The 23733-nt window shown below is 67.1% G+C and carries 22 protein-coding genes; 6 read left to right on the top strand and 16 right to left on the bottom strand.

Annotated elements, in window-relative coordinates; genetic code table 11:
• Positions 1 to 36 precede the first annotated feature (36 nt).
• Positions 37 to 1338: a sigma-70 family RNA polymerase sigma factor gene (locus tag ACZ7KI_RS39570; RefSeq protein ID WP_470278130.1), complete on the top strand. Its 1302-nt coding sequence runs from the start codon at positions 37 to 39 to the stop codon at positions 1336 to 1338.
• Positions 1339 to 1578: 240 nt separating this feature from the next.
• Here ACZ7KI_RS39570 and ACZ7KI_RS39565 read toward each other — a convergent pair whose 3' ends face one another.
• The 6 genes from ACZ7KI_RS39565 to ACZ7KI_RS39540 all read right to left on the bottom strand — a co-directional run bounded on the left by ACZ7KI_RS39565 (position 1579) and on the right by ACZ7KI_RS39540 (position 9187).
• Positions 1579 to 2268, bottom strand: a complete 690-nt coding sequence (locus ACZ7KI_RS39565) for a hypothetical protein (RefSeq protein WP_470278129.1) — start codon at positions 2266 to 2268, stop codon at positions 1579 to 1581.
• A gap of 680 nt (positions 2269 to 2948) precedes the next feature.
• The gene (locus ACZ7KI_RS39560) at positions 2949 to 3536 is read right to left on the bottom strand and encodes a hypothetical protein (protein WP_470278128.1); all 588 of its coding nucleotides are present in this window, start codon (positions 3534 to 3536) and stop codon (positions 2949 to 2951) included.
• Positions 3537 to 3624: 88 nt separating this feature from the next.
• Positions 3625 to 5616, bottom strand: coding sequence for a hypothetical protein (locus ACZ7KI_RS39555; protein WP_470278127.1), 1992 nt, complete (start codon positions 5614 to 5616; stop codon positions 3625 to 3627).
• Complete coding sequence (locus ACZ7KI_RS39550; RefSeq protein ID WP_470278126.1) at positions 5613 to 6479, bottom strand: 5'-methylthioadenosine/S-adenosylhomocysteine nucleosidase; 867 nt, start codon at positions 6477 to 6479, stop codon at positions 5613 to 5615. Before ACZ7KI_RS39550 ends, ACZ7KI_RS39555 begins: the two co-directional genes overlap by 4 nt.
• A 202-nt stretch (positions 6480 to 6681) precedes the next feature.
• Positions 6682 to 7380 (bottom strand): NUDIX hydrolase, encoded by a 699-nt coding sequence (locus tag ACZ7KI_RS39545; protein ID WP_470278125.1) that lies wholly within the window; start codon positions 7378 to 7380, stop codon positions 6682 to 6684.
• Positions 7381 to 7513: 133 nt separating this feature from the next.
• Positions 7514 to 9187, bottom strand: coding sequence for an FAD-binding dehydrogenase (locus ACZ7KI_RS39540; protein WP_470278124.1), 1674 nt, complete (start codon positions 9185 to 9187; stop codon positions 7514 to 7516).
• Positions 9188 to 9297: 110 nt separating this feature from the next.
• Between ACZ7KI_RS39540 and ACZ7KI_RS39535 the strand changes: the two genes are divergently transcribed.
• The 3 genes from ACZ7KI_RS39535 to ACZ7KI_RS39525 all read left to right on the top strand — a co-directional run bounded on the left by ACZ7KI_RS39535 (position 9298) and on the right by ACZ7KI_RS39525 (position 11694).
• Positions 9298 to 9915, top strand: coding sequence for a TetR/AcrR family transcriptional regulator (locus ACZ7KI_RS39535; RefSeq protein ID WP_470278123.1), 618 nt, complete (start codon positions 9298 to 9300; stop codon positions 9913 to 9915).
• A 187-nt stretch (positions 9916 to 10102) separates the two neighbouring features.
• Positions 10103 to 10903 (top strand): L,D-transpeptidase, encoded by an 801-nt coding sequence (locus ACZ7KI_RS39530; RefSeq protein ID WP_470278122.1) that lies wholly within the window; start codon positions 10103 to 10105, stop codon positions 10901 to 10903.
• A gap of 23 nt (positions 10904 to 10926) precedes the next feature.
• A complete protein-coding gene (locus ACZ7KI_RS39525; RefSeq protein ID WP_470278121.1) occupies positions 10927 to 11694 on the top strand; it encodes a choice-of-anchor P family protein in 768 nt (255 codons plus the stop codon).
• An 86-nt stretch (positions 11695 to 11780) separates the two neighbouring features.
• On the opposite strand, the gene ACZ7KI_RS39520 is transcribed toward ACZ7KI_RS39525, so the two are convergent.
• The 4 genes from ACZ7KI_RS39520 to ACZ7KI_RS39505 are packed head-to-tail and all read right to left on the bottom strand — an operon-like array spanning position 11781 to position 14198.
• Positions 11781 to 12038: a hypothetical protein gene (locus ACZ7KI_RS39520; RefSeq protein WP_470278120.1), complete on the bottom strand. Its 258-nt coding sequence runs from the start codon at positions 12036 to 12038 to the stop codon at positions 11781 to 11783.
• 24 nt (positions 12039 to 12062) lie between these two features.
• Positions 12063 to 12953 (bottom strand): AurF N-oxygenase family protein, encoded by an 891-nt coding sequence (locus ACZ7KI_RS39515; RefSeq protein WP_470278119.1) that lies wholly within the window; start codon positions 12951 to 12953, stop codon positions 12063 to 12065.
• A complete protein-coding gene (locus ACZ7KI_RS39510; RefSeq protein WP_470278118.1) occupies positions 12950 to 13609 on the bottom strand; it encodes an enoyl-CoA hydratase-related protein in 660 nt (219 codons plus the stop codon). Before ACZ7KI_RS39510 ends, ACZ7KI_RS39515 begins: the two co-directional genes overlap by 4 nt.
• On the bottom strand, positions 13599 to 14198 hold the full coding sequence (locus tag ACZ7KI_RS39505; protein WP_470278117.1) for a TetR/AcrR family transcriptional regulator: 600 nt from the start codon (positions 14196 to 14198) through the stop codon (positions 13599 to 13601). The genes ACZ7KI_RS39510 and ACZ7KI_RS39505 overlap by 11 nt, the downstream gene beginning before the upstream one ends.
• 190 nt (positions 14199 to 14388) lie before the next feature.
• On the opposite strand from ACZ7KI_RS39505, the gene ACZ7KI_RS39500 reads away from it, so the two are divergent.
• Together ACZ7KI_RS39500 and ACZ7KI_RS39495 are read left to right on the top strand one after the other, a co-directional pair.
• Complete coding sequence (locus tag ACZ7KI_RS39500; protein ID WP_470278116.1) at positions 14389 to 16350, top strand: GTP-binding protein; 1962 nt, start codon at positions 14389 to 14391, stop codon at positions 16348 to 16350.
• A complete protein-coding gene (locus tag ACZ7KI_RS39495) occupies positions 16347 to 17093 on the top strand; it encodes an ANTAR domain-containing protein (protein WP_470278115.1) in 747 nt (248 codons plus the stop codon). Before ACZ7KI_RS39500 ends, ACZ7KI_RS39495 begins: the two co-directional genes overlap by 4 nt.
• On the opposite strand, the gene ACZ7KI_RS39490 is transcribed toward ACZ7KI_RS39495, so the two are convergent.
• Genes ACZ7KI_RS39490 through ACZ7KI_RS39465 form a run of 6 tightly spaced genes read right to left on the bottom strand, consistent with a single transcriptional unit; the run spans position 17090 to position 23718 of the window.
• A complete protein-coding gene (locus ACZ7KI_RS39490) occupies positions 17090 to 18229 on the bottom strand; it encodes a Gfo/Idh/MocA family protein (protein ID WP_470278114.1) in 1140 nt (379 codons plus the stop codon). The genes ACZ7KI_RS39495 and ACZ7KI_RS39490 overlap by 4 nt on opposite strands.
• Positions 18226 to 19020: a sugar phosphate isomerase/epimerase family protein gene (locus tag ACZ7KI_RS39485; RefSeq protein WP_470278113.1), complete on the bottom strand. Its 795-nt coding sequence runs from the start codon at positions 19018 to 19020 to the stop codon at positions 18226 to 18228. The genes ACZ7KI_RS39490 and ACZ7KI_RS39485 overlap by 4 nt, the downstream gene beginning before the upstream one ends.
• 24 nt (positions 19021 to 19044) lie before the next feature.
• A complete protein-coding gene (locus ACZ7KI_RS39480) occupies positions 19045 to 20913 on the bottom strand; it encodes a DUF2264 domain-containing protein (RefSeq protein ID WP_470278112.1) in 1869 nt (622 codons plus the stop codon).
• Positions 20910 to 21914, bottom strand: coding sequence for a hydroxyacid dehydrogenase (locus ACZ7KI_RS39475; protein ID WP_470278111.1), 1005 nt, complete (start codon positions 21912 to 21914; stop codon positions 20910 to 20912). The genes ACZ7KI_RS39480 and ACZ7KI_RS39475 overlap by 4 nt, the downstream gene beginning before the upstream one ends.
• The gene (locus ACZ7KI_RS39470; RefSeq protein ID WP_470278110.1) at positions 21911 to 22765 is read right to left on the bottom strand and encodes a carbohydrate ABC transporter permease; all 855 of its coding nucleotides are present in this window, start codon (positions 22763 to 22765) and stop codon (positions 21911 to 21913) included. The genes ACZ7KI_RS39475 and ACZ7KI_RS39470 overlap by 4 nt, the downstream gene beginning before the upstream one ends.
• On the bottom strand, positions 22762 to 23718 hold the full coding sequence (locus ACZ7KI_RS39465; protein ID WP_470278109.1) for a carbohydrate ABC transporter permease: 957 nt from the start codon (positions 23716 to 23718) through the stop codon (positions 22762 to 22764). The genes ACZ7KI_RS39470 and ACZ7KI_RS39465 overlap by 4 nt, the downstream gene beginning before the upstream one ends.
• Positions 23719 to 23733 lie beyond the last annotated feature (15 nt).

The following is a 23733-nucleotide window of genomic DNA, read 5'->3' as shown; positions in this document are numbered from 1 at the left end:
GTACCCGACGATCTCCGGTTCGACGTCGACCACGTCATGAACCGCGCCCAAGCGGCCAACGACGCCGACATCGCCGAGCACGGCCGCGTGATGCCCACCATGGCCCACGTCGCCGAGATCGCCTACCAGGCCTTCGAAATCGGTATGCAGATGATGACCACCGAGCGATTCGCCGACGCGATCCCCTGGCTCTCCACCGCTGTCGATTACGGCATCGACGACGCCGAGCCGATGCACGCCATCTGCGTCGCGAGTACCGATCCGATCCCGCAGCGACGCGAGGCGCACGCCGACGAGCAAGAGGCGAGCATGGCCACCCAGCTCACGGAGGACGCTACCCCTGCCGAAGACCGGTCCGAGGCGGAGACACCGATCTTCGACCAAGTCGTTGCCGCCCAGCTGAACAACAGCCCCAACGAGTTCACTTCCGCCACGCTGGTGCCGGACGAGAGTCGGGACGTCGTGCTCTTGGGCCGGGCAGGAAGGACCTGGGAGAAAGTCGCACATCGGCTCCTCGCCCACGCGCTAGCAACAGCACATCTAGCGGCGGATATCAAGTTGCGGGTCGTGCGAGATCACCTGGTCGCTCCATCCGACGGCGGTTTCGACTTCGCCTACGTCTCCCAGATGAGCATCTTCGCCGTCGTCGAAACCAAGTGGCACTACAGCTCGGATCCCGTCGACGGGTACGTCCGCGCCGCCAACGCCATCGACACACTCAATCGCGTGGAGGCCCTATCCACTTCCCCGACTCGACGAGTGTCCACCAAGGACCTCACCAAGTTGGTGATGGACGCCAAGGGCGGTCAGCCGCTCGCGGTCCGCGCCCTGCTCGAAGTCATTCGGCCGGCGGTCGTCACGTATTGCCGCGCCCGGCTAAGCGGGCACACGATCTCTTCCGTGACAGCGGACGACGTCGCCCAGGAGGTTTGCATCACGGTCCTCACTGCCCTGCCCCGGTATCACGGCACCGGTGACTCGTTCCTGCGCTTCGTCTACTCGATCGCGAACAACAAGGTCACCGACGTACGTCGCGCAGCTCAACGAGATAGCCGATCCGGACTTGCGCGGCCGCAGGACCCAGCCGGTATTGAGCTGTGCTCACACCACGCTCGTAACGTTCAAAGCCGTCTCTCCGGTTCGCTCGGGGCACTTACCAGAACCCAGCGAGAAGTCATCACCTTGCGGATGATGGTCGGTCTATCGGGCAGAGAAACCGCCGAAGCGCTAGGCCTCCCGCCTGGTGCCGTACGGGTCATACAGCATCAGGCGGTCGCCCGGATGCGCGAACAACTCGACCGGGACGAGTCAACGCCGATGCAGATCGAGACCGTATAGACCGCAGGCCGACGGCCTCGCGCCCCGCACGCCTCGGTTGATAGGTGATCCAGGCTGCATCACCTATCAACCGAGGTGGGTGGGTCACGGTGGATGGGGTTCACGACATCTCCGGCGAGATGGATGGGACCAGGAAGCGGTACTTCACGCCCTTGCGAGAAACGTACGCGCCCCACAGGATGTAACTATCGCCATACTCAGGCAGGCGAAAGAACAGTGAGAGCCGCAGAACAGTTCGGTCTAGGCAACCGACTCTTCAGCTAGGTCCGACGATCCGCACCATTCAGCACGCACCAAACGCGTCAGAGTGCGAGAGCGCTCGGCCCCCACGCCCAAGGCTTTGCGAAGCGCTTCGGCTGAGATCGGCCGCTGGTGTAACTCCCGATGCTGAGCATCCATCAGCTTCGCACGCTCAACCAAGCCGTCGTCGAGCCCTGTTGGATTCGTAATTGATCTATCCGACGAGCCTTCCTTCGCCGAGTTCATAGACACAACGACGGCAGAGGATTGAACATCCTTCCGAAGGTCAGCGAGCGCCTGAAGCAAGCCCGGTCCGACCTCGGACCAGCCGATCAGCAACAACGGCCCTACCGCGTCGAACAGCGCCTTGCCGATCTCGCCAGCAATCAGGGGCTCCGCCACGTTCAACGCCAACGTCACCGCGCTCGAGAGCACAAGGAGCCGTCGCGCCGAGCGCTGCACTTCAGGCGCCGCTCCATACGCCGAGAGGCGGCGGATCGCAACGAGCAGCGCCACGACCGTCAGGTCCACTGCGGGCGCGACCAAGGGCGCGACCCACACTGGAACCCCCAACCGGAGTGCGAGCGCGAAGACATTGCCGAACCCGAAGAGGAACGTCAGGCCGACCACGGTCCCCACCATCGTGCTCACAGCCGACACAACCGGATCGCGCCGATCCTCCACCCTCATCGTCCACACCACCCACCGACGCAGTCCTTCAATGCGGCTGGACCAAGCGACAGAACCCGACATCCACGAGCCCGAGACGAGCCCGAGAGGTCCGAAACAGTCCGACACAACGCGACATACCCCGACACTCCCGATGTGCTGTGACCAGACGAAAAGGTCTTGTTCGACATCACTCGGCACCATCCGACACGGAGTGCAGCTGGCTCTTAACCAGCGGGTTCGGGGTTCGAGTCCCTGATGGCGCACAGTAAGAAAGCAAAGCCCACCAACGGTTTCATCCCGGATTTCCGGATGCCGTTGGCGGGCTTTGCTCGTATGTGCAGGCCGGGTGCGCCGACGTGTCACCCCCGATTCAGTTACCGACCGCCACCGGCCGCGCCCGCGATGACCCGCTGCGCTGTCGGGGCACCACTACCCTGTTGATCTTGGCGCGACGCTGATACCCAGCCCATACCCCGTCTGCCGAACGAGGGCCGCCGCAAGCGACACCGTGCCCTCGCCGTGCCTCACGTCATGAGACCTGATCGACGGCAGGTCGGCCTCACCAAAACAGCGCCCCGAAGGCGTGTGAGCCGCGACTGTCACCGTCGTGTCATACGACAGTGAAATTCCCGACTGGCAGAGCAGGCCGGAAGTCGGGTTCAACCAGGTCGGGAGATTTTCGAGGGAAGCAGGCACGCCTAACCTGATGGTGAAGGAACTCGCCCTGTTTCCGACAAGTCAGCGGCGGCGATGAGCCGGGCCGCAAACCCCAAGGTGACCAGGGCTTCAGCGATCGATACGACGAGCAGGTCTGCTCGCATGCCGTCGGCCGTCCAGTAGAGCAAGATCGATAATAGTGCCGGGACCGCGAACATCAGCAGGTCCACTGCCAGCTGCATGAACTTGTCGAGCCGTCTCAACGGAGCGCAGCGGTGAACAGACTCCCAGGTGAGCACTTGTGCCGAAGGATGGGTGGACGCCACGAGCGAAGGTCCCAGGTGCCGTCCTAGATATCTGCCGATCGCCGAGATCTTCTGGTCATTGACGAAGTAAGTCCAGCCCAGGACCACGCACACCAACGGCAGCAGCAGGAGCAGGTTGGGGCGCCCGGTCGCTTGGACCACCAAGGCCAGCGTCGCCGCCAGCGCGGCCAGTGCCGCATACATCAGCCGGTCCCGCAACACGATCCGTGATGTCTGCTCCGTTTTGAGAGCTTCGTACTCCGCTAACAAGACAGCTCTGGTCGAGTCGTCCGGCATGGTTTCAGCAACTTGGCCTACGTTCATCGGCTTGTCGTCACTCCTTCGGTGTCGATCCAAGACATCCGGCGGGTCCTCCAGGCGCACATGCCCGGAGGACCCGGTCGGGCACCCGTCACTCCGACCAGTTCCGCGACCACATGGTCCGGCGGTCGTTCTCGAAGTCGATCCAGTCGCGCCCTTTGTGTGCCACGGCCTCCAGTATCGGGAGCGCCGCGTCCATCCCGGACGTCGACGCGGCGAGTTGGTTCAGCTCTGCCTCGTCGTCGTCTTCCGTGTCGTTCTCGATGCCGACTCGATCGCTGATGGCGAGGATCTCCACGCCGTCCAGCAGACGAAGCCGGAAATCTCGATTGCGCACCTTGCGTTCAGACTCTTCACGACTTTTGACTGTCTTTTCCCGGACCTTCAGCGAAGCGGACGCGATGCGGTCGTAGCCGAAAACGTTCCAGTCCTCGTTCTTGACCTCTCCGGTGTTGAAGTTCAGATATACACGCGATGCCCGGACACCATGCCGGGTCAACAAGACGACCGTGACCAGGTATGCCTCGTAGCGCGGTGGGCCATGCGGGACCACCCCACGCCGAGCCCCAGGAGCTCGCTCGTTGTGGACGACGTGCGAGACAAGATCCCGTTCGGCGATCTCGCCTTTACGCAACGCTTCTGCCTTGATGTAGGCCTTGTCCAAAGCCAGCCACCAGGCCATGTCAGTGTCCTGCGGGCGATCGGACAGCTCATCCCGCCATCGCACGTACTCGGCCATCTCTTGCTCGAACAGCGCGTCCGCGTCGGCCGAAAGGAGTCGAGTCGCCTTGCGGGCAGCGAAATATTCGATCACCGCGGGCAACACGAACCAGCCACCCGCCGCGATCGGCACGACCTGCCAGCGATAAGCGCCACCCAGCAGGACCAACCCCGACACGGCCACCAAGACGCCGACCACCTGCCTGCTACGGGCCCCGCTTGGGACAGCGGGCTCTGGCTGAGGTTGCGAGTCAAGGCTCGACCACTGCTGGGCAACTCGGCGGGCGTGCCAGTCGAAAAGCCATTTCAGCCGTTTGACGGTCTGACCGTAGTCCTGGTCGTACCTGAGCCGATCGTTGAACCTGCGCCGCAAGTACCAGCGGCGTGCGGCCGAGTGCTCAAGCCAGTCTTGGGCATCCGGCGGGCAGGCGTCACGAAAGCACCGGTCAATGAGCTTGTCGACCTGGCTCGGCTCGGCTGGCACGTCAGCAGGCCGCGCCGCATCACGCCGGGAGGCGAGGTGCAGTACGTGGCCGGTGTACTCGATGCCATAGCGGGTCGTCACGGCACTACCCGCGATCAGCAGGACCAATCCGCCCCAGAAGAGCAGGCTCATCGGCCCGAAGTACAGTCCAGCCAGGGACAGCACCGCGACCGCGCCTCCGATGATTACGGGCCGCCGGTCATTAACGTCCGAAGTGGACGTTCGGATTCGATACCTGGTGGGCTCCGCAGGATCGGGTTCGAAGAACTTCCAGGCCCGCTTCTCACGGGCTCGAGTGAAGCGCTCGATACCGACCTTGTGCTTTCGTTCAGCATCGAGCTGTTGATCCATGACACCGGTGACCAACAGGGCCAGGTGCCGGCTAATCTCGTCCTGCCGCTCGGCCGGAAGATCACCGAACGCCGTCACGGTGGTGAACGACCGGTCAACGGCATCGGACCGGACGAGCTCGACGAGGCTCCGGACAACACGGTGAGCTTGTGACCATTCGTCTTCCGGCAGTGAGACACAGAGTTTTCCTGCTTCGCGAATTCTTCTGACGAGATCCGCCGGTATATCCCCGAAACCACGTTCGCTGAAGACCGCGAGCACGTAGAAGTAGATGCGTTCGGTCGACTGATGACCGTTGAAGACGAGCTCTCCGAACAGTTCTTCGGCACGGCGTGGCAAACCGGCAGTGAGATACGCGAGTGCGACATCGTGCTTGCGCTCGGCGGAATCCTCGTCGGAAACAGTGTAGATAGTCGCGTCGTGGAAGACGCTCTCCACGTTCTGCACACCGATCTGCTGGCCGACCTGGGCGTTGCCGGAAGCGACATTCTCGTTCTCGATGCCCTCGACGATCGTGTCTCCGCTCATCGAAATCCCCGGAAGGAGCCAAAGTTGACGCCGTTCTGCTGCCCCACCCGGGCGTTGCCCCGCGCGATGTTCTTGTTGCGAATGGCGGGGACCGAGGACGGTGGTGACTCGTCGCCTCCGGCGGTGTCCTCGTCAGATTCGAGGGCGGTGATCAACGCGATCGCGAACGCCGCCGCGTTGCGAGCTGCGAGCAGTTGTCCACCTTTACGATCCGCTGCGGCCTTGCCACCGTCCGCGAGATCGCTGATACCACGCACCGCCACGGCGTGGACCTGGTGGCCAAGATGCGCCGCATGCGCGAAACCGGAGCTCTCCATATCGACGGCCACGGCGTCGTTGTACGACTTGTGCAGCCTCTGGGCTAGTTCGGAGACACGGGAGTTGAGGACGACATCGCCCACCGCGACGGCTTCGAAGTAAACCATCGGAGCGCCGCTCTCCGCCTGGTCAGGCAGGAACGAATGCCATGCGTCACCACGCGGCAACCGTCGCGCTTCCTGGTCGAGCCGATGCGAGACAGACCAAGCAGAGGGGCGCACCAGGAACTCGTCGTCCTCAATGCGGCCGCCCTGATAGGAGTAGATCTTGGTGGCCACGACCACATCGCCGGTCATAAGCCAGTCACGCAGCCCTCCCGCGACGCCGACGAATACCATGGCCGCCGGGGCGAACTCGACATTGGCCCGCTCGGTGAGGGTGGCGGCGGTCGTGGTGCCCGCGCCGGTCTCGACCACCGCGACGCGGTGTCCCGGATGACCCGCGACAGTGCCGACATCGAACACGGTGCCCGACCTGTGCCGATGCGGGTGCACGTCCACAAGGTGCTCCAGCACGGCGGCGTGTTCCACGGGCAAAGCAGTCATGATCACATTCACTGATTTCCACTCCAACACGGTCAGGGTGTTTCAGGAACGGACTCCCCCACAAGGCGTCCGACGAGATCGACGTGGCCCGGCAACGGCACTGGACCGAAGTCCCACCACCACGCTTATTGTCAGAGTGACACGAATCGACGAGTAGGGCAAGCCCTAAACAGAGCCAATAGTCATCGTGACAAAAACCGCCTCAAGCCCCGAAGCGCGACCGCATCATCGGGGGAACCAGCTCAGCCGCCTCGCCCGCACGATAGAGGGCAGCAGGCCTGCCGGTGAGGGAAGATCGCTTGTCGCCGGTAGGCACGACAAAGCCGTCGGCATCGGTGACTTTGCGATGAAAATTCGGCTTGTCCAGCACGACACCCCACACGGCCTCGTAGACCTCGCGCAGGTCGGCGATGGTGAACTCGGGGCCGCAGAAGGCCGTGGCGATGGTGCTGAACTGCAACAACGTACGCGCCAGCTCTACCGCGTCGGCCAAAATACGATCGTGATCGAAGGCCAGGCCCACATCAACGGCCTCGTCGACTGGCAGCCACCGAGCAGTTCGTGCGTCTGACCCGGCGACCGGCACCGGCAGGTTCGGCGCGATCGCAAGGTAGGCGCAAGTTACGACCCGCGGACGCCGGGGATCCCGATCCGGCGCGGAGTACACACCCACCTGCTGTAGCTTTAACGCTCCGGCATCGAGTCCTGTCTCCTCGGCCAACTCCCGCGCAGCGGTCTCCTCCAGCGACTCGTCACCACGCAGGAATCCGCCCGGCAACGCCATGCGACCCCGGAACGGCTCATTCTTCCGCTCCACGAGCAGGACGCACAGCACACCACCTCGAATGGTCAGAATGACCAGGTCAGCGGTGAGGGTTACTGTCTGCCGGGCGCGGCTCATGGGCGAAGACTACCTACTAACGTCCCTATCCCTCGCCCGGTCGCCGCCGACCGGGCAGCGTCGCCCTCTGACCTCAGTTCACGGGCGAGGCCGACAGTCTCCACAGCCGCCTTACCGTCCGGCAAGACCGTTGTCAGGGCAGAGCCTTCGCGAGTGCGCGGCCGGCCGCTCTGCCGGAGAAAATGCAGCCGCCGAGGAAGGTGCCTTCGAGCGCGTTGTGGCCGTGCACCCCGCCTCCGCCGAAGCCGGCGACCTCGCCAGCCGCGTAAAGCCCCGGCACCGGGTCCCCGCCCGCCCGCAGGACGCGACTGTCCAAATCGGTCTCCAGCCCGCCGAGTGTCTTGCGGGAGAGGATGTTCAGCCGGACCGCGATCAGCGGCCCGTGCGCCGGGTCGAGGATCTTGTGCGGTTTGGCGACCCGGACCAGCTTGTCCGAACGGGAGCGGCGGGCGTTGTGGATCGCCATCAGCTGGAGGTCCTTGCCGAACGGGTTGTCCAGCTCGCGATCCCGCGCCACGATCTGCCGTTCGAGGTCCTCCAGGACCAGTTCGGGCCCGCGGGTGATCTTGTTCATGCGAGCGACCAGGTCGGCCAAGTTGTCGGCGACGACGAAGTCCTCGCCGTGCCGGACGAACTTCTCGACCGGGCCAGGCGCGCCCTTGCCCAGCTTCGCGCGCAGCAGGTCCTTGACGTCCTTGCCGGTGACATCGGGGTTCTGTTCGGAACCCGACAGCATGAACTCCTTCTCCAGGATCGTCTGGGTGAGCACGAACCACGAGTAGTCGTATCCGGTGGCCAGGATCTGTTTCATGCTCCCGATCGAGTCCGCGCCCGGGACACCGGACATCCCCCGCAGCCGGTGACCGTTCGCGTCGAACCACAGTGACGACGGTCCGGGCAGAATCCGGATCGCGTGGTCGGGCCAGATCGGATCCCAGTTGTGGACGCCTTCGACGTAGGCCCACATCCGGTCGCGGTTAACGACCCGGCCGCCCGCCTGTTCGGTGATCGCGAGCATCCGGCCGTCCACATGCGCGGGTACGCCGCTGATCAGGTGTTCCGGCGCCGGGCCCACCCGCTCGGCCGGCCAGTTCGCCCGCATGAGGTCGTGGTTGTGGCCGATGCCGCCGGAGGTCACCACGACGGCCGCGGCGCGCTTCTCGAACTCACCGGTCTTCCGTCGTGACGAGGCGATACCGCGCGACCGGTCGCTTTCTTCCAGCAGCGTGCCGCGCACGCCGGTGACGCGGCCGTCCTCGACGAGGAGTTCGTCGACCTGATGCCGGAAGCCGAACCTGACGAGGCCGCGCTGTTCGGCACGCTGCACCGGCTCGGCGAACACCCGCACCACCTCGGGGCCGGTGCCCCAGGTCAGATGGAACCGCGGGACCGAGTTCCCGTGCCCGTCGGCGCTGCCGTCGCCGCGTTCGGCCCAGCCGACCGCCGGCAGCACCCGCAGGCCGAGGTCCCTCAGGTACTGGCGCTTTTCCGTGGTGGCGAACCGCACATACGCCTCGGCCCACTTCCTCGGCCAAACGTCTTCATCGCCGAGCCGGTCGAAGGCTGCCGAACCGAGCCAGTCCTGCAACGCCAGTTCGTAGGAGTCCTTGATGCCGAGCCTGCGCTGCTCGGGACTGTCCACAAAGAACAGTCCGCCCAGCGACCAGAACGCCTGCCCACCGAGATTGGCCCGGTTCTCCTGGTCGAGCACCAGCACCCGGCGGCCCGCCAGTGCGAGTTCGTGCGTCGCGACCAATCCGGCCAGGCCCGCGCCCACCACGATGACATCGGGTTCGAATTCGGTCATGAGCGGATCTCCGGTTCAGAGTCGGCGCTAAAGGATTGGTAAGCCAATCCGATTGGTTGTTGTATCGTGAGCGGTACTGCCACCGCTGTCAAGTCGAGAGGGAGGGCGCCGTGCCGAAGGGACCGACCAAACGGCGACCGCAAACGCTCGCCCGCCTGCTCGACGCGGCCTTCGACGCCTTCGCCGAACTCGGCTTCCACGCCGCCACGATCCCGGAGATCTGCCGCCGGGCCGGCTACACCCACGGCGCCTTCTACTCCAACTTCGCCAGCAAGAACGAGCTGTTTTTCGCCCTCTTCGACCGGCACGCGGCCAAGGAGATCGACCGGCTGACCGCGATCACCACCGATCTCGAAGCGCGAACGCTCGACGAACTCGCGGCCCTCATCGCGCACACCGACGAGGAGGAACGTAGCTGGTACCTGGTCAGCACCGAGTTCACCCTCCACGCCATCCGCGACCCCGAAGCCGCGGCACGGCTCGCCGAGCACGACGCCCGCATCCGCGCCGAGATCGTCCGCGTCCTGGAGGCCCTGCTCAACAGGACCGGCCGGACCACCGAAGTCGACCTGGAGCAGCTCGCCCGGCTGTTCATCGCCATCCGGGAAGGTGGCCTGGCGCAGAGCTATGTCGAACCCGGCAAGCTGCCCCCGGGCAGCCTCGACCGGGCGTTCCTCCCCCTCATCTTCGACGCCGTCGCTTCCGGCCCTTCCCGAGAAGATCGATGAGCAAACGGATGTGCGTATTTCCACTCCGCGCTTTCGTATACACATAACAAAAACACCTTTCTTTCACTTTTTACGCGCCCCGGGTTGGACACGGATTTCGATGGCGCTACGCTCTCGTCGCGTCGCCTGATCAGGCCACACTTTCTTTGCCTGCTCGTCAATTCTCACCGTTCAGGGATTGGGATGTATGGAAAGCAGTGATGTCGCCTACCCTCGGCCGCGAAACCGTCGCCGGGCGCGAATCCTCGGTTTCGCCTCGCTGATCGTTCTGCTGGCCGCGGGCTGCGGCAGCGAACCGGCACTCCCGGCCCCGGCAGCGGTCGGTCAAGAGGATCTGACCCAGCTACCCGAGGCCACCACGTTCGGCACGCTCGCCGACGCGGCCAAGGACTCCGGCGGCGCGGCCACCGGCAAGGTCGTGCACCCCAAGGACGACCTCGTCGTCTACCAGAGCATCGGCGGCAAGGCCGTCGCCAAGCTCCCGTCGATCCAGGTCGGCTCCCCCACCTGGGTCCCGGTGATCGCAGAACAGGGCCCGTGGGCGGAGATCCTGCTCCCGACCAGGCCCAACGCTTCCGCGGGCTGGATACACCTCGACCCGGCCCAGATCGAAATCGCCCAGAACGACTACACCATCAACGTCGACCGGGCGGCCTTCTCACTCGAGCTCACGCGTTCCGGCGAGGCACTGGGCAAGTGGACCATCGGCACCGGGAAACCGGAATATCCGACCCCGCGAGGCCGGGCATTCCTCTTGGCGTCCATCGAAGAAACCGTGAACAAGTACAGCCCGATAGTCCTGCCGCTGAGTGCGCATTCGGAATCACACGAGACTTTCGGCGGCGGTCCCGGCACGGTCGGCATCCACACCTGGCCGGATGACAGTTTCCTCGGGCAAGCGAATAGCGACGGCTGTATCCGCGTCCCGAAGGCGGCGCTCGACGAGCTCGCGAAGGTTCCTTTGGGCGCCATTGTCAACATCGTCTGAACAATTCTTGAAAGGGTAATGATTTGTTCACCAGAAAAGCTCTCGTCGGCGGAGTCGCCCTCAGCGTGGTGGCGCTCACCGCCATCGCGCCCGCGGCAGGCGCCACCGGCCACGGCAGCTCGGCGTTCGCCTTGTCCGCCTCCGGTCTGCTGAAGATCGACCCGGTCCCCGCGGTCGACGGCTCGGACGGCTTCCAGCAGAAGTCGCTCGCGGAGTTCTCGCTGCCGATGCAGCTGGTCAAGCTCAACCTGCTCAACGCGCGGGCGAGCGAGGACAGTGCCAAGGCCAGTATCAAGGAAGTCAGCGTGAACCCCGGCGGGCTCATCGGCAAACAGGGCAAGCCGCTGGTCAGCGCATCGGCCATCGAAGCGGAGTGCAAGAACGGCAAGGGCAGCTCGTCGCTCGCCAAGGCGTCCATCGGCGCCACCAAGCTCGACGTCGCCGCCGCACCGAACACCGCCGTCGGCGTCGAGGGACTGGCCTCGGTCACGCTGAACAAGCAGGTCAAGCACAAGGACGGCTCGCTCACCGTCACCGCGCTGTCGATCAGTGTCGACGGAATCCAGACGCTCGACCTCGCCTCGGTGACCTGCGCCGCGGGCAACGGAGACGGCGACGGCTCGACCACCGAGCCGCCTTCCGGCAAGCCGACCCACGCCAAGCCGACCACCTCCAAGCCGGGCACCCCGGCGACCTCGACCACCACGAAGCCCGCCGGCGACAGGCCCACCGCCGACGGCAAGGCACCCACCCCCACCCCGGCCAAGGCCCACCTCGACGTCACCGGCTGACCTCTCCCTGCGAAGTCCGTGAAGGCCTCCTTCCCTACTTTGAGAGTAGGGAAGGAGGCCTTCACGGACCTTCCGCCTGAATGGTCTCAGCGCCGGGCGAGCACTCGCTTCGCCAGCCATCCGGCGTAAACGGCCAGCCCGGCGGCACCGGCCTTCCGCGTGGGCCGGGCCGCGATCGCCAGTCCGATGGCGAGTTCGGTGGCGCCATTGCGATAGGTCCAGTTACGGACGTCGTCCGCGAACGCCATCCGCGTCACGGGTTCGAAGGCCGCCGGGGCGGCGAAGTGGGCGAGACCGGTCGCGGCGATGGTGAGGCCGAGGACCTGGCCGGTACGTGCGGACATGGGCTACCTTCCTGGGTTTTGCGTTCAGTCGAGGACGCCTGCGCGTCGCCACAGCCGACGGCTGGGGCCACCGATGAGGCCGATTTCGGTGAAGTGGTCGACGGCCTTGGCCGCCCACGTCGCCTTGGTCCGGCGCCAGTGCGGGTTCGCGGCGGCGACCTGGCGGGCTTCGCGGGGGTCCAGTCCGACAGAGGTGTATGCCTTGGGGTGCAACAACTCCGACGTCGCGACATAGGCCATGGCGGCGATCGCCCATCGGATCAGTTCGCGGCCGACGCGGCCGTGGCGGGCCCAGGCCCTGCCCAATTCGTCCTTGGCGAAGCTGATGTGCCGAGCTTCTTCGAGGACGTGGATACGCGAGATCATCCGGATCATCGGTTGCAGGTCGGAGTCACGCATCATCTCGCGCTGCATGCCGTCGGCGAGTTCTTCGACGTAGATGGCTCCGGCGAACAGCAACGCCGGGCCGCAGAGGGCGCCGAACACCTTGCCCGCCCGGTGCGCCGACCGGCTGGGGCGCCGGACGACGCCGCCGGTCTTCGCGATCGAGCGGGCGAACATGGTGCTGTGACGGCATTCGTCGGCGATCTCGGTGAGCGCGTACTGGGCGTTGTGCGTGGTCGGGTCGCTGTTGTACACGTGCCGTACCAGGCCTTGCATCAGGATCAGCTCGAACCAGATCCCCGACGCCGCCGCGGCCGCGGCCTCCTGACGGCTCAGTTCGCCTCGCTGGTCTTCGTCGAGGCGTTCCCACAATTCGGTGCCGTACAAGGAACAGCGTTCCGGCGCTTTGCCGTACGCGCCTTCGACCAGCGGTGCCTGCCAGTCGACGTCGATGTCCGGATCGTAGGAAAGCCGCGCGGAGGAACGTTGCAGGCGTTCGGCGACCCGTTCGCTTTCGGTGTTCGCGGTCATGACGACCTCCTCGAATCGGTACTGTCCGGCAGCGGTCCGCCGCCGTCCGGGATGACCTGTCCGGAATCGCGGTAGGCCACCGCCTCGTGGAAACCGTCGCGTTCGGCGAACTCGCGGAACCAGCGGCCTTCCGGGGTGTGCCGGGTGACGCCGTCGAAGAAGGTCGCGAGGGTCTGGGTGCCGGAGAGTCCCATGTTGTCGTAGGCCTGGTTGATCATCAGCTTCTGCATCACCAGCTGGTTCGTCGGCACGCCCGCCATGCGGTCGGCGAGTTCCTCGACAGCGGCTTCGAGCCGATCGGGTTCCACCGCGTCGAGCGCGAGCCCCCAGTCCGCAGCGGTGGTGCCGTCGATGGTGTCGCCGGTGAGCAGCATCCGCTTCGCGCGCTGGGCACCGACGCGGTAGACCCACATGCAGATCGTGGGTTTCAGCGATCGCCACAGGCTGAAGAAGTCGTCGGTGTTGCGCTTCATCACCCGGTAGTCCTTGACCGGATCCCAGACCGGGCCTTGATTCCAGCGGCCTTCGCGGTCTCCCTCGGCGAACTGCTTGAGGTCGGGCATCACGTCGTTGATCGCGTTGAGCCGCTCGGGGCGGTTCAACGTCAGGTAGGCCTTGCGGTCTTCGACGCGATAAGTGAGCGTCTCAAAGGCCATCGGAGCCTCCCAGCGCGCGGAGGGTGAAGGTGACCAGATGCGGGATCGTGTCCGGGCCGCCGTCCCCGGCTAGCGGGCCGACGAGCATTTCGGCGCCCGCGCCGACCAGCGCCGCGGCGGTCGCCTCCGCGTCCTGCGAGGGCAGTAATCCCCTGGCCACGCCGTCGGCGATGTTCCTGGCGATGACCTCGCGGAACGCGCGGCGGAACACCAGCCGTTCGGCCTCCACCACGGCGTCGACGGGCTCGGCAAGCAACGCGTACGCCAGCCTCGGCGCCTTCAATGCCCGGCCGGCGAACGTCTCGATCACCGCGACCACCCGTTCCCGGACGTCGCCTCGGGACGCGGCGGCCTCGACGGCGGTGACCTCCCGGGAGACCACTTCGCGGAAGACCTCGACGACCAGGTCTGCCTTGGACGGGAACTGCCGGTAGACGCTGCCGGTGCCGACGCCCGCCCGTGCGGCGACCGCGGCCATGGAGCAGCCCGCGTAGCCGGTCTCGGCCAGCAACGCGATGGCGGCGGCCAGGATCTCCCCTCGCTGGGAGTCCAGCCTGGCCTGCGTCTTCGGGGTACGTCGGTACGGCACGCAAGGAGTGAAGCACGGATTCCGCACTTCAGCAACGCCGCGTTTCGTCGGTAAATCGCGTGACCGGCCGGAAACACACTGCTAACGTCCGGCCCGGCCAGGTGTTTTCAAGAGAAGGAGAACGGCGTGCGGTGCGCTGTCGAGTCCCCGAGTCGTACGGACCTTTCGACAGCCCTGGAGCCGTTCATCCATGGAACACCTGAACATCGGAATTCTCGCCCATGTCGACGCCGGTAAGACGAGCCTGACGGAGCGCCTGCTCCATCACACCGGTGCCATCGGCACCCTCGGCCGCGTCGACGCCGGGGACACGCGCACCGACACGATGGAACTGGAACGCCGCCGCGGCATCACCATCCGCTCGGCCGTGGTCGCCTTCCGCGTCGGTGACCTGCGGGTCAACCTGATCGACACCCCCGGGCACCCCGACTTCATCGCCGAGGTCGAGCGCGCGCTCCGGGTGCTCGACGCCGTCGTCCTCGTCGTTTCCGCCGTCGAGGGGGTGCAGGCGCAGACCCGCGTACTCATGCGAGCCCTCGCCCGGCTGCGGCTCCCCGTGGTGATCTTCGCCAACAAGATCGACCGCGCCGGCGCCCGCTACGACGGGCTCCTCGCCGACCTCACCGAACGCCTCGGCGTCGCGTGCGTGCCGATGTCCGACGTCGACGACCTCGGCACGGCGGCCGCGAGGACCCGGCCGCGACCGCTCTCACCGTCGGCCGCGCTCGCCGAAACGCTGGCCGAGCACAGCGACGACTTCCTGTCCGCGTACCTCGACGGCATGCCGACCGCCGAGGATTACCGGGCCGAAGTCGTCCGTCAGACCCGGCGCGGTGTCGTCTCCCCGGTCTTCTTCGGATCCGCGCACAGCGGCGAGGGGATCGCCGAGCTGACCGACGGCATCCGCGAATTCCTCGCGGAGACGGCGAAACCCGCGATCGACGACCGGCTGCGGGCCACCGTGTTCAAGATCGAACGCGGCCGAGCCCACGAGAAGATCGCCTATCTCCGCGTGTTCTCCGGCGAGATCGGCGCGCGGGACGTCGTCCGGTTCCATCGCCGAAGCCCGGGCGGGGCGATCACGACGGAGGCGAAGGTGAGCGCGGTGCGTGTCTTCGAGATCGGCGACGGCACCGTGGAGGCCCGCGCCAGTGCCGGGCGGATCGCCAAGGTCACCGGCCTCAAGGAGATCCGGATCGGCGACCAGGTCGGTGTCTTCGACGCCCAGGGGGCCGCGGCCCAGTTCCCGCCGCCCGCGTTGGAGACCGTGGTCGTTCCCGCCCGGCCCGGGGAAACGCCTTCGGTCTTCGCCGCCCTGCAGGAACTGGCGGAACAGGATCCGCTGATCTCCGTCCGGCAGGACGACGAGACACGCCAGATCTCCGTACGGCTCTACGGCGAGGTACAGAAGGAGATCATCGCGGAGACACTCTCCGGACAGCACGGCCTCGACGTCGGGTTCGCCGCCACGCGGACGATCTGTGTCGAGCGGCCGGTCGGCACCGGATCCTCGCGGTGGGAGATCACCGAGCCGCGGAACCCGTACTTCGCGACGCTCGGCCTCCGTGTGGAACCCGGCGCTCCCGGGTCGGGACTGACCTTCGGCCTCGACGTCGAACTCGGCTCCCTCCCCCTCGCCTTCCACAAGGCCATCGAGGAGGCGGTCGAGGCGGCGCTGCGGCACGGGCCGTCCGGCTGGGAGGTCGTCGACTGCGCGGTGACCGTGACCCACACCGGCTACTTCAGCCCGGTCAGCGCGGCGGGCGACTTCCGCAAGGTCGCTCCGCTCGCGTTGCGGGAGGCACTGGAGGAGGCGGGGACGGAGGTACTGGAACCGATCAGCCGCGTCGAACTGGAACTACCCGCCGATGTGGTGAACGTGACACTGTCCGGGCTGATCGAACTCGGCGGGGTCGTCACCGGTTCGGTGCTCCGCGGCGACCGGGCCGAACTGACCGGAATTCTCCCGACCGGGCAGGTCACCCGGTTCGAACGGCGACTTCCCGGGCTTTCCCACGGCGAGGGTCTGTTGACCACTGAGCCGGGCGGCCACCGGCCGATGGTTAGGCCGAATCGTGCAATGCCCCCGGACCCGGACCGGGTAGGTTCGGAAGGCTGGCGCAACCGGGCCGGCCATGGGAAAGGGACATGATGGATCAGTTTCGCGACACCACTTCGGCGTTGCGAGAGCTCACCGAGTCGATCCGGCTCGACGAGTCCCGCGACGAACTGCTGGTGCGGGTGGCGAAGAAGGTGGTCGACCTGCTGCCCGAAGCGGACGCGGCCACCGTCACGCTCTACGAGAACGACGAACCGAGCACCATCGCCGCCACCGACGAGTCCCTGCTCCCCTTGGACAAGACCCAGTACAGCGCCGACGAGGGGCCGTGCCTGACTGCGGCCGAAACCGGGACGATCGTCCGCACCCGGCTGGAGACCGCGTCCGTCCGCTGGCCCGATTTCGCGGCCGCCGCCGAGCAACTCGGTGTCCGGACCGCACTGGCCTGCCCGTTGTTCCTCCCCGACGACGGCCACGGCTACCGGCGGCGTGACACCGAGCCGCTCTCGGGCGCGCTCAACATCTGGAGCTATACCGAGGACGCGTTCGCCCCGGTCGAGTCTGCGTTGATCGCGATGTTCACCTCGGCGATCTCGGCGATCGTCCTGACCGCGTCCCGCTGGGCCGCCGCCGAAAAGCAGGCGGAGACCCTGGTCGCCGCGCTGGAGACCAGGGACGCCATCGCCACCGCGAAGGGCATCGTGATGGCGCGTCTGGGACTGAACGCCGACGAGGCGTTCCGCTGGCTCACGGAGGCGTCACAGCACACGAACCGGAAGATCCGGGAGATCTCGGGGCTGATCGCCGAAGACCCTGACGCCGTGTTCGGTCGCTAGACCAGCGAGATCCGGCGGTTCTCCCGTGACGACTCGAGGCCTGCCTCCGCGAGCCGGATGCCGCGTACGCCCGCCATGAAGTCGTAGGGATGCGGTGCGTCCTCCACGACGTGCCGGATGAACTGCTCCCACTGTGCGCGGAAGCCGTTGCCGAACTCCTCGTTGTCCGGCACCTCCTGCCACTGGGAGCGGTACGACTGGGTCTCGGCCAGGTCGGGGTTCCACACCGGCTTCGGCGTGGCCTCCCTCGGCTGGATGACGCACCGGTGCAGCCCCGCGACCGCGCTCCCGCGCGTGCCGTCGACCTGGAACTCCACCAGTTCGTCGCGGTGGACCCGCACGCACCAGGACGAGTTGAGCTGGGCGATGACGCCGCCTTCGAGCTCGAAGATCGCGTACGCGGCGTCGTCGGCGGTGGCCGTGTACCGCTCGCCCTTCTCGTCGACGCGCTCCGGGATGTGGGTGACGGCCTTCGCGGTCACGGCGTTGACGGCGCCGAAGAGGTTCTCCAGCACGTAGTTCCAGTGGCAGAACATGTCGACGACGATGCCGCCGCCGTCTTCGGCACGGTAGTTCCAGCTCGGCCGCTGCGCGCTCTGCCAGTCGCCCTCGAAGACCCAGTACCCGAACTCGCCGCGCACGGAGAGCACCTGGCCGAAGAAGCCGCTGTCGAGCAGCCGCTTCAGCTTGAGCAGCCCGGGCAGGTACAGCTTGTCGTGGACGACGCCGTTCTTGACCCCGGCCGCCTCCGCGTGCCGTGCCAGGGCGAGCGCGCCTTCGACCGATTCCGCGACCGGCTTCTCGGTGTAGATGTGCTTGCCCGCGTCGATGGCGCGGACGATCGACTTCTCCCGGACGGCGGTCAGCTGCGCGTCGAAGTAGAGCGGGAGGTCGTCGTCGCCGAGCGCCGCGTCGAGGTCGGTGGTCCAGCGGGTCAGCCCGTGCCGCGTGGCGATCTCTTCGAGCTTGTCCGCGTTGCGGCCCACCAGTACCGGCTCCAGCCGGACCCGCGACCCGTCGGACAGTTCGACCCCGCCCGCCTCGTTGATCGCCAGGACCGAGCGCACCAGATGCTGCCGGTAGCCCATCCGCCCGGTGACGCCGTTCATCAAGACGCCGAGTGTCCGCGTGGTCATCCGTTCTCCTTTGAAAGCGCTTTCTCACTGTCGAGACTCAAGAACCAGGTGGCGGCCGCGCGCAACGGCGCGACCACCGGCGCGATGTCCGGGTACCACGCCTTCTCCCACTCCAGGGAGATCCAGCCCGCCCAATCCCGCAGCAGTCCGGCGCATTCGCCGAGCGGGACCGCGCCTTCCCCCGGCGGGACGGGTGTCGTGTCCACGGCCGAGACGGCGTCCTTGACCTGGAAATATCCGAGATGATCGCCGAGCGCCGCCCGGGTTTCGGCGGGTGTCTCGCCGGAACGCCACGGGTGCAGCGCGTCCCACAGCACCGCGACGCGGGCGGGGTCGCCGAACGGTTCGACCAGCCCCATCGCGGCCTTGCCGGTCGGATGGGAGTCGTGCGTCTCGACCAGCAGGCGGACGCCGGCGGACGCCAGTTCGTCCAGCACCGCGGCGATCCGGTCGTACGAAGGGCCGTCACCGCCGGGGAAGACCCGGATGGAGGGGGCACCGAGACCGTGCGCGAGTTCGATCAGCGCGCGCAGTTCGGCGATCACCGGCTCGTCCGGGCCGGGAGCGCACACCTTCGCGTACCCGGCCAGGCAGGCCACTTCCAGACCGGCGTCGGCGATCAGCGCCCGTACCTGCGCCGTTCCGCGTTCGGAAAGTCCACTATGGACGGCTTCGTCGGGGTGTGCCCGCAGTTCGATCCCGTGGCAGCCGTTGGCGGCGGCGACCTCGGCCGCCATGGCCACGGGCACACCGGGCATCCCCAGTGTGCTCACGGCGAACCGTCGGTTCACATACCCTCCCTCGACCGGTGCCGCTCAATCTTGAAAGCGCTTTCTCATGGTGTCAAGTGAGGGACTGGTCACCTCGATCGGGTCGAAGGTGACCCGGGTGACGAAGGCGTCGGGCCAGCGGACCTCGAAACCGGCCGGTCCGGTGACGACCTCGACGTCCTCCGGCTGTTCGGCGGAAAGAGCCGCGAGGGCGACGTAGATCTTGGTGCCTTCGGCCTCCGCGGTCAGCCGCGGGACCACGGCCCACCGGGTGAACGCCGTGCCCTGTGGCGCGCGGAGTTCGTCCTGCCCGGTCCAGCCGAGCAGCGGCCGCAGCACCGACTCGCCAGGGTCGGTGGCCCAGCCGGTGAGTTCGACCTTGGCCCCGGGCGGCGCGCCGAGGACGCGGTGCGCCCGCAGTTCGTACCGGCCTCGCGCGACCGTCACGCTCTCGACCCGCAGGCCGGGGACCATCGGCGGACCGGATACGAAAACCGGCTTGTGCCACGACGCCGCCCAACCCCAGCCGTCCCCGTTCCCGGCTCCGAGCGGCTGGATCCGGCGCCGGGCACTGCGCACACCGCCGAGGACGACGGCGAAATGGTTGTCGCGGACATTGCCCACCGCCGTCGGCCCCGTCCTGGTCGAGTAGGCGTGCCGCGCGTACAGCGGGTCTTCGCCCTCGGCGGAGTCCGGCTCGTACGGGCGGACGTGATCGCTGCCGTGGTTGTACAGCCGGACGACCCCGTCGGCGCGCGTCGTCTGCACCAGAAAACCGGCGGACGGCACGGCGAGCACCGTATCCGGCCCCTCGCTCGGCGCTCTGCCTTCGACCTCTGTCCACAAAGGATCATGCGGTGGTGCCAGCAGGCAGACGAACGCCTTCGACGCCCAATACGGGGAGCCCGGCCCCGAGTAGTGCTGCAACGACGCGTCGTGCGGGCCGTGCCAGCCGAGGCTCAGCAGCCCGTCTTCCCCCACCGAACCACGATCGAGGAAGTACTTCAGTGTCCCGCTCATCAGGCGCCGGGAGACACCGGGATCGAGCGGCGTATGCCCGGTGAGCGCCCCGAGACCGATCGCCGAGGCCGCGGCGAACCGGTAGACCATCGACCGTCCGAAGTAGACAGGCGCGCCGTCGCCGCCGAAGAGCAGCCGGGAACCCTCGAGATGCTCACGCAGCCGTTGCCCGTGGACCGACGTCTCCCCCGCCAGATACCCGTCGAGCACCGGATACAGATGCAAGGCCCAGCCGTTGTACTGATCGAACGCGCGGCCGTCGCCGTCCGCGTACCAGCCGTCGCCGCGATACCAGGTCTCCAGCAGGGTCAGCGCCCGTTCGCGGACGCGGGCGGTTTCGGCGTCACCCCGGCCGACCGCCTCCAGGAACCCCGCCACGGCGTACGGGAAGAGGTACCAGTTGTTCGGCGCGGGCACATGCCGCAGCGCGCCCCGCAGCCAGTGTTCGACGCGGTCCCGGACGCCCGAGTCGAGCCGGTCCCACAGCCATTCCCTGGTCAGTCGCAGCCCCAGGGCGACTGACGCGGATTCCACCATCGGCTGTCCCTGGACGTCGTGGTTCAGGATGAGCGGCCACGATTCGGCGTCTTCGCGGCCGGGTTCGCGGGTACCCGCGGCGATCCCCTCGGCGTAGCGGCCGAGCCAGCCGTGCGGATCGTCGCCCTTGGCACCGGCCACCCGGAACGCCGCGGCGAGGAAGGTGCGCGCGTACCCCTCCAGCCCGTCCGAGCGGACGCCGCTGCCCGACGGTCTGCCCGGCAGATCGAGGAACGCGCCGCCCGGGCTCGCCCAGCGCCACGCCGCCGCGAGCAGACCGTCCGCAGCCGCCTCCCAATGCCGTCGCGTGTACCCGGTGTGCGGGCTCAGTTCCCTGTCTTCAGCGGGGAGCTTCATGCGATCCTTCCGAGCCTTTCGCGCTTGACCGGATGGGCGAAGCCCTCACCCGAAGCCCAGCGTGCGACCTCGGCGACGGCGAGATCGGCCAGCCGCCGCCATTCGTTGCCCTGCGATCCGGCCAGATGCGGGGTGATCAAGACGTTCTCGATGGTCCACAAAGGATGGTCACTAGGCAGCACCTCGGGATCGGTGACGTCGAGGACGGCCCTGATCCGGCCGTCGGCGGTGACGTCGGCGAGGGCGTCCTGGTCGACGACCGCCCCGCGCGCGGTGTTGATCAGGACGGCGTCGGGGCGCATCGCGGTGAGCAGCTCCCGGCTCACCAGGCCACGGGTCTCGGGCAGGAGCGGGGTGTGCACGCTGACGACGTCGCCGCGCGCGAACAGCTCGGCGAGCCCGACCCGCTCCACGCCGAGCGCCGCCGCGTCCGCGTCGGTCACGTAGGGATCGTGCAGCAGGATCCGGAGGTCGAACGGCCGCAGCAGGTCGATCACCCGGCGGCCGATCAGCGAGGCCGACAGGATCCCCACGGTACGGCCGAAATTCCCGACGTCGGCCGGAGTCGAAAGCCAGTCTTTCCGCTCTCGGGTCCGCCGGTACTCACGGGCGCTTTCGAACACGCGCTTGCCGGTCAGGAGGATCATCGACACCGTGTACTCGGCCACCGGGAGCGCGTTGGCCGACGCCGCGGACGACACCTCGATCCCCCGGTCCCAGCAATCGCCGGTGACATGCCCGTGCACGGATCCGGCGGTGTGGACGACCGCGCGCAGCCGGGGCGCGGCCGCCAGCGCGGCAGCGTCGAGCGGCGGACAGCCCCAGCCGGTGACCAGTACCTCGACGTCCCGCAGCACGTCGAGCGCTTCGGGGGTGGTGAAGTCGTCGAGCACCGGGTCCGCGACGAGGTCGCAGACCCGGCCCAGTTCGGCCAGTGGTGCGGGGGTGAGCACGGCGGTCGCGGCCTCCTTGCTCATCGCCAGCGCGGCGCGAACGGTCACTTGACCGCCCCCGCGGTGAGCCCGGATCGCCAGAACCGTTGCAGCATCGCGAAAGCGACGATGAGCGGGATGACGGCGAGCAGAGAACCCATGATCACCACCGGATAGTACTCGGGCGAGACCGACGCGGAACTGTTCCAGGAGTAGAGGCCGAGGCTGACCGGGTACAGCTTCTGGTCGGAAAGCATGACCATCGGCAGGAAGAAGTTGTTCCAGATCGCGGTGAGCTGGAAGAGGAAGACGGTGACCACGCCGGGCGCCAGCATGCGCAGGGCGACCGTCCAGTACATCTTCAGCTCGCTCGCGCCGTCGATCCGCGCGGCTTCCAGCACCTCGTCGGGTACGTAGCCCTGGCTGAAGATCCGGCCGAGGTACACGCCGAACGGGTTGAACAGCACCGGGATGAACACCGCCCAGAAGGTGTTGACCACACCCGCTTCCGAAGCCATCAGGTACAGCGGCAGCGCGAGCACCGTCTGCGGCACCATCACCGCGGCCAGCACCAGGCCGAAGAGTTTCTCCTTGTGCCGGAACCGGTATTTGTCGAAGGCGTAGCCGCAGGCGACGCTCACCAGCGAACCGACCGCGGCGCCGACGACGGCGTAGAGCAGGCTGTTGGCGTACCAGCGGCCGTAGATCCCGCCGTCCATCGCGAACAGGTCGCCCACGTTCTGCATGAACGAGAAACCCTTGGCGGAAAAGAGATCGCTGCCGAAGAGCGCGTCGCGATCCTTCGACGCGGCGAGCACCAGCCACAGCATCGGCAGCACGGTGTACAGCACGGAGACGCCGACTACGACGTTGACGGCCGACCGGCCGAGCAGACGCGGCCTCAAGGCGGGAGCGGTCATCGGCTTTTCTCTCCCCGGTCTCGGTTGGACCAGCGCGTCACGCCGTAGGACAGCGCGATGGTGCAGGCCAGAAGGATCACCGACGCCGCCGCGGCGAGCCCGTAGTTGTTGCGGGTGAAGGCCGCGTCGTAGATGTACATGCTCGGCGAGAAGCGGGCACCGACCATCGGCGTCGACTGACTGAGCAGCATCGGTTCGGTGAACAACTGCAGTGCCCAGATCAGGGCGAACAGCACGACCATGACCACCGAGGACCGGATGAGCGGCGCCTTGATGCGCACCGCCGTCCGGACCGGGCCGGCGCCGTCCACCACCGCGGCCTCGATCACCTCACGCGGGATCGCCTGCAGCGCGGCGTAGAAGACCACCATGTAGTAGCCGAGGTTGCTCCACAGCGCGATGTTCACGATCGACGGGAGGACACCGTGCACCCCGAGGAAGTTCACCTCGATGTCGGCCTTGCCCAGCAGCTCCACCACCGGGCTGAGTCCCGGTGTGTAGAGGTAGACCCAGATCAGCGCGGCGATGATGCCGGGGATGGCGTGCGGCATGAACAAGGCGAGCTGCGCCGACGCGCGCAGCCGTGCCGCGCCGGAATCCAGCAGCAGCGCCAGCACGAGCGAGCCGAGGACCAATAGCGGGATGTAGATCAAGCAGTACAGGGCGACCACGCCGAGTCCGCTGAGGAACGTCGGATCGGACAGGACTGCGGCGTAGCTGCGGAACCCGGCGAACACCGTGGCCTCCGGGCCGAAACCGAGCCCTGGCTGGTCGTCGCCGAAGAAACTCAGCCAGACGGCGGTGCCGACCGGGATCAGGAAGATCGTCACGAGCAGGACGAAGAACGGTGTCATCAGCACACCGGCGGCGAAATGCTCGCGGCGTCGCGATTTCACGCGTGGCCCGTTCTTCGCGGGCGGCCGCGCGACTGGTGGGGACAGGGTCGCGGTCATCGAGGGGGCACCACC

The organism is Amycolatopsis sp. NPDC039088, from assembly GCF_055598845.1.
Note: the sequence above shows the minus strand (reverse complement) of the source record. Positions and strands in the feature narration are given on the sequence as shown.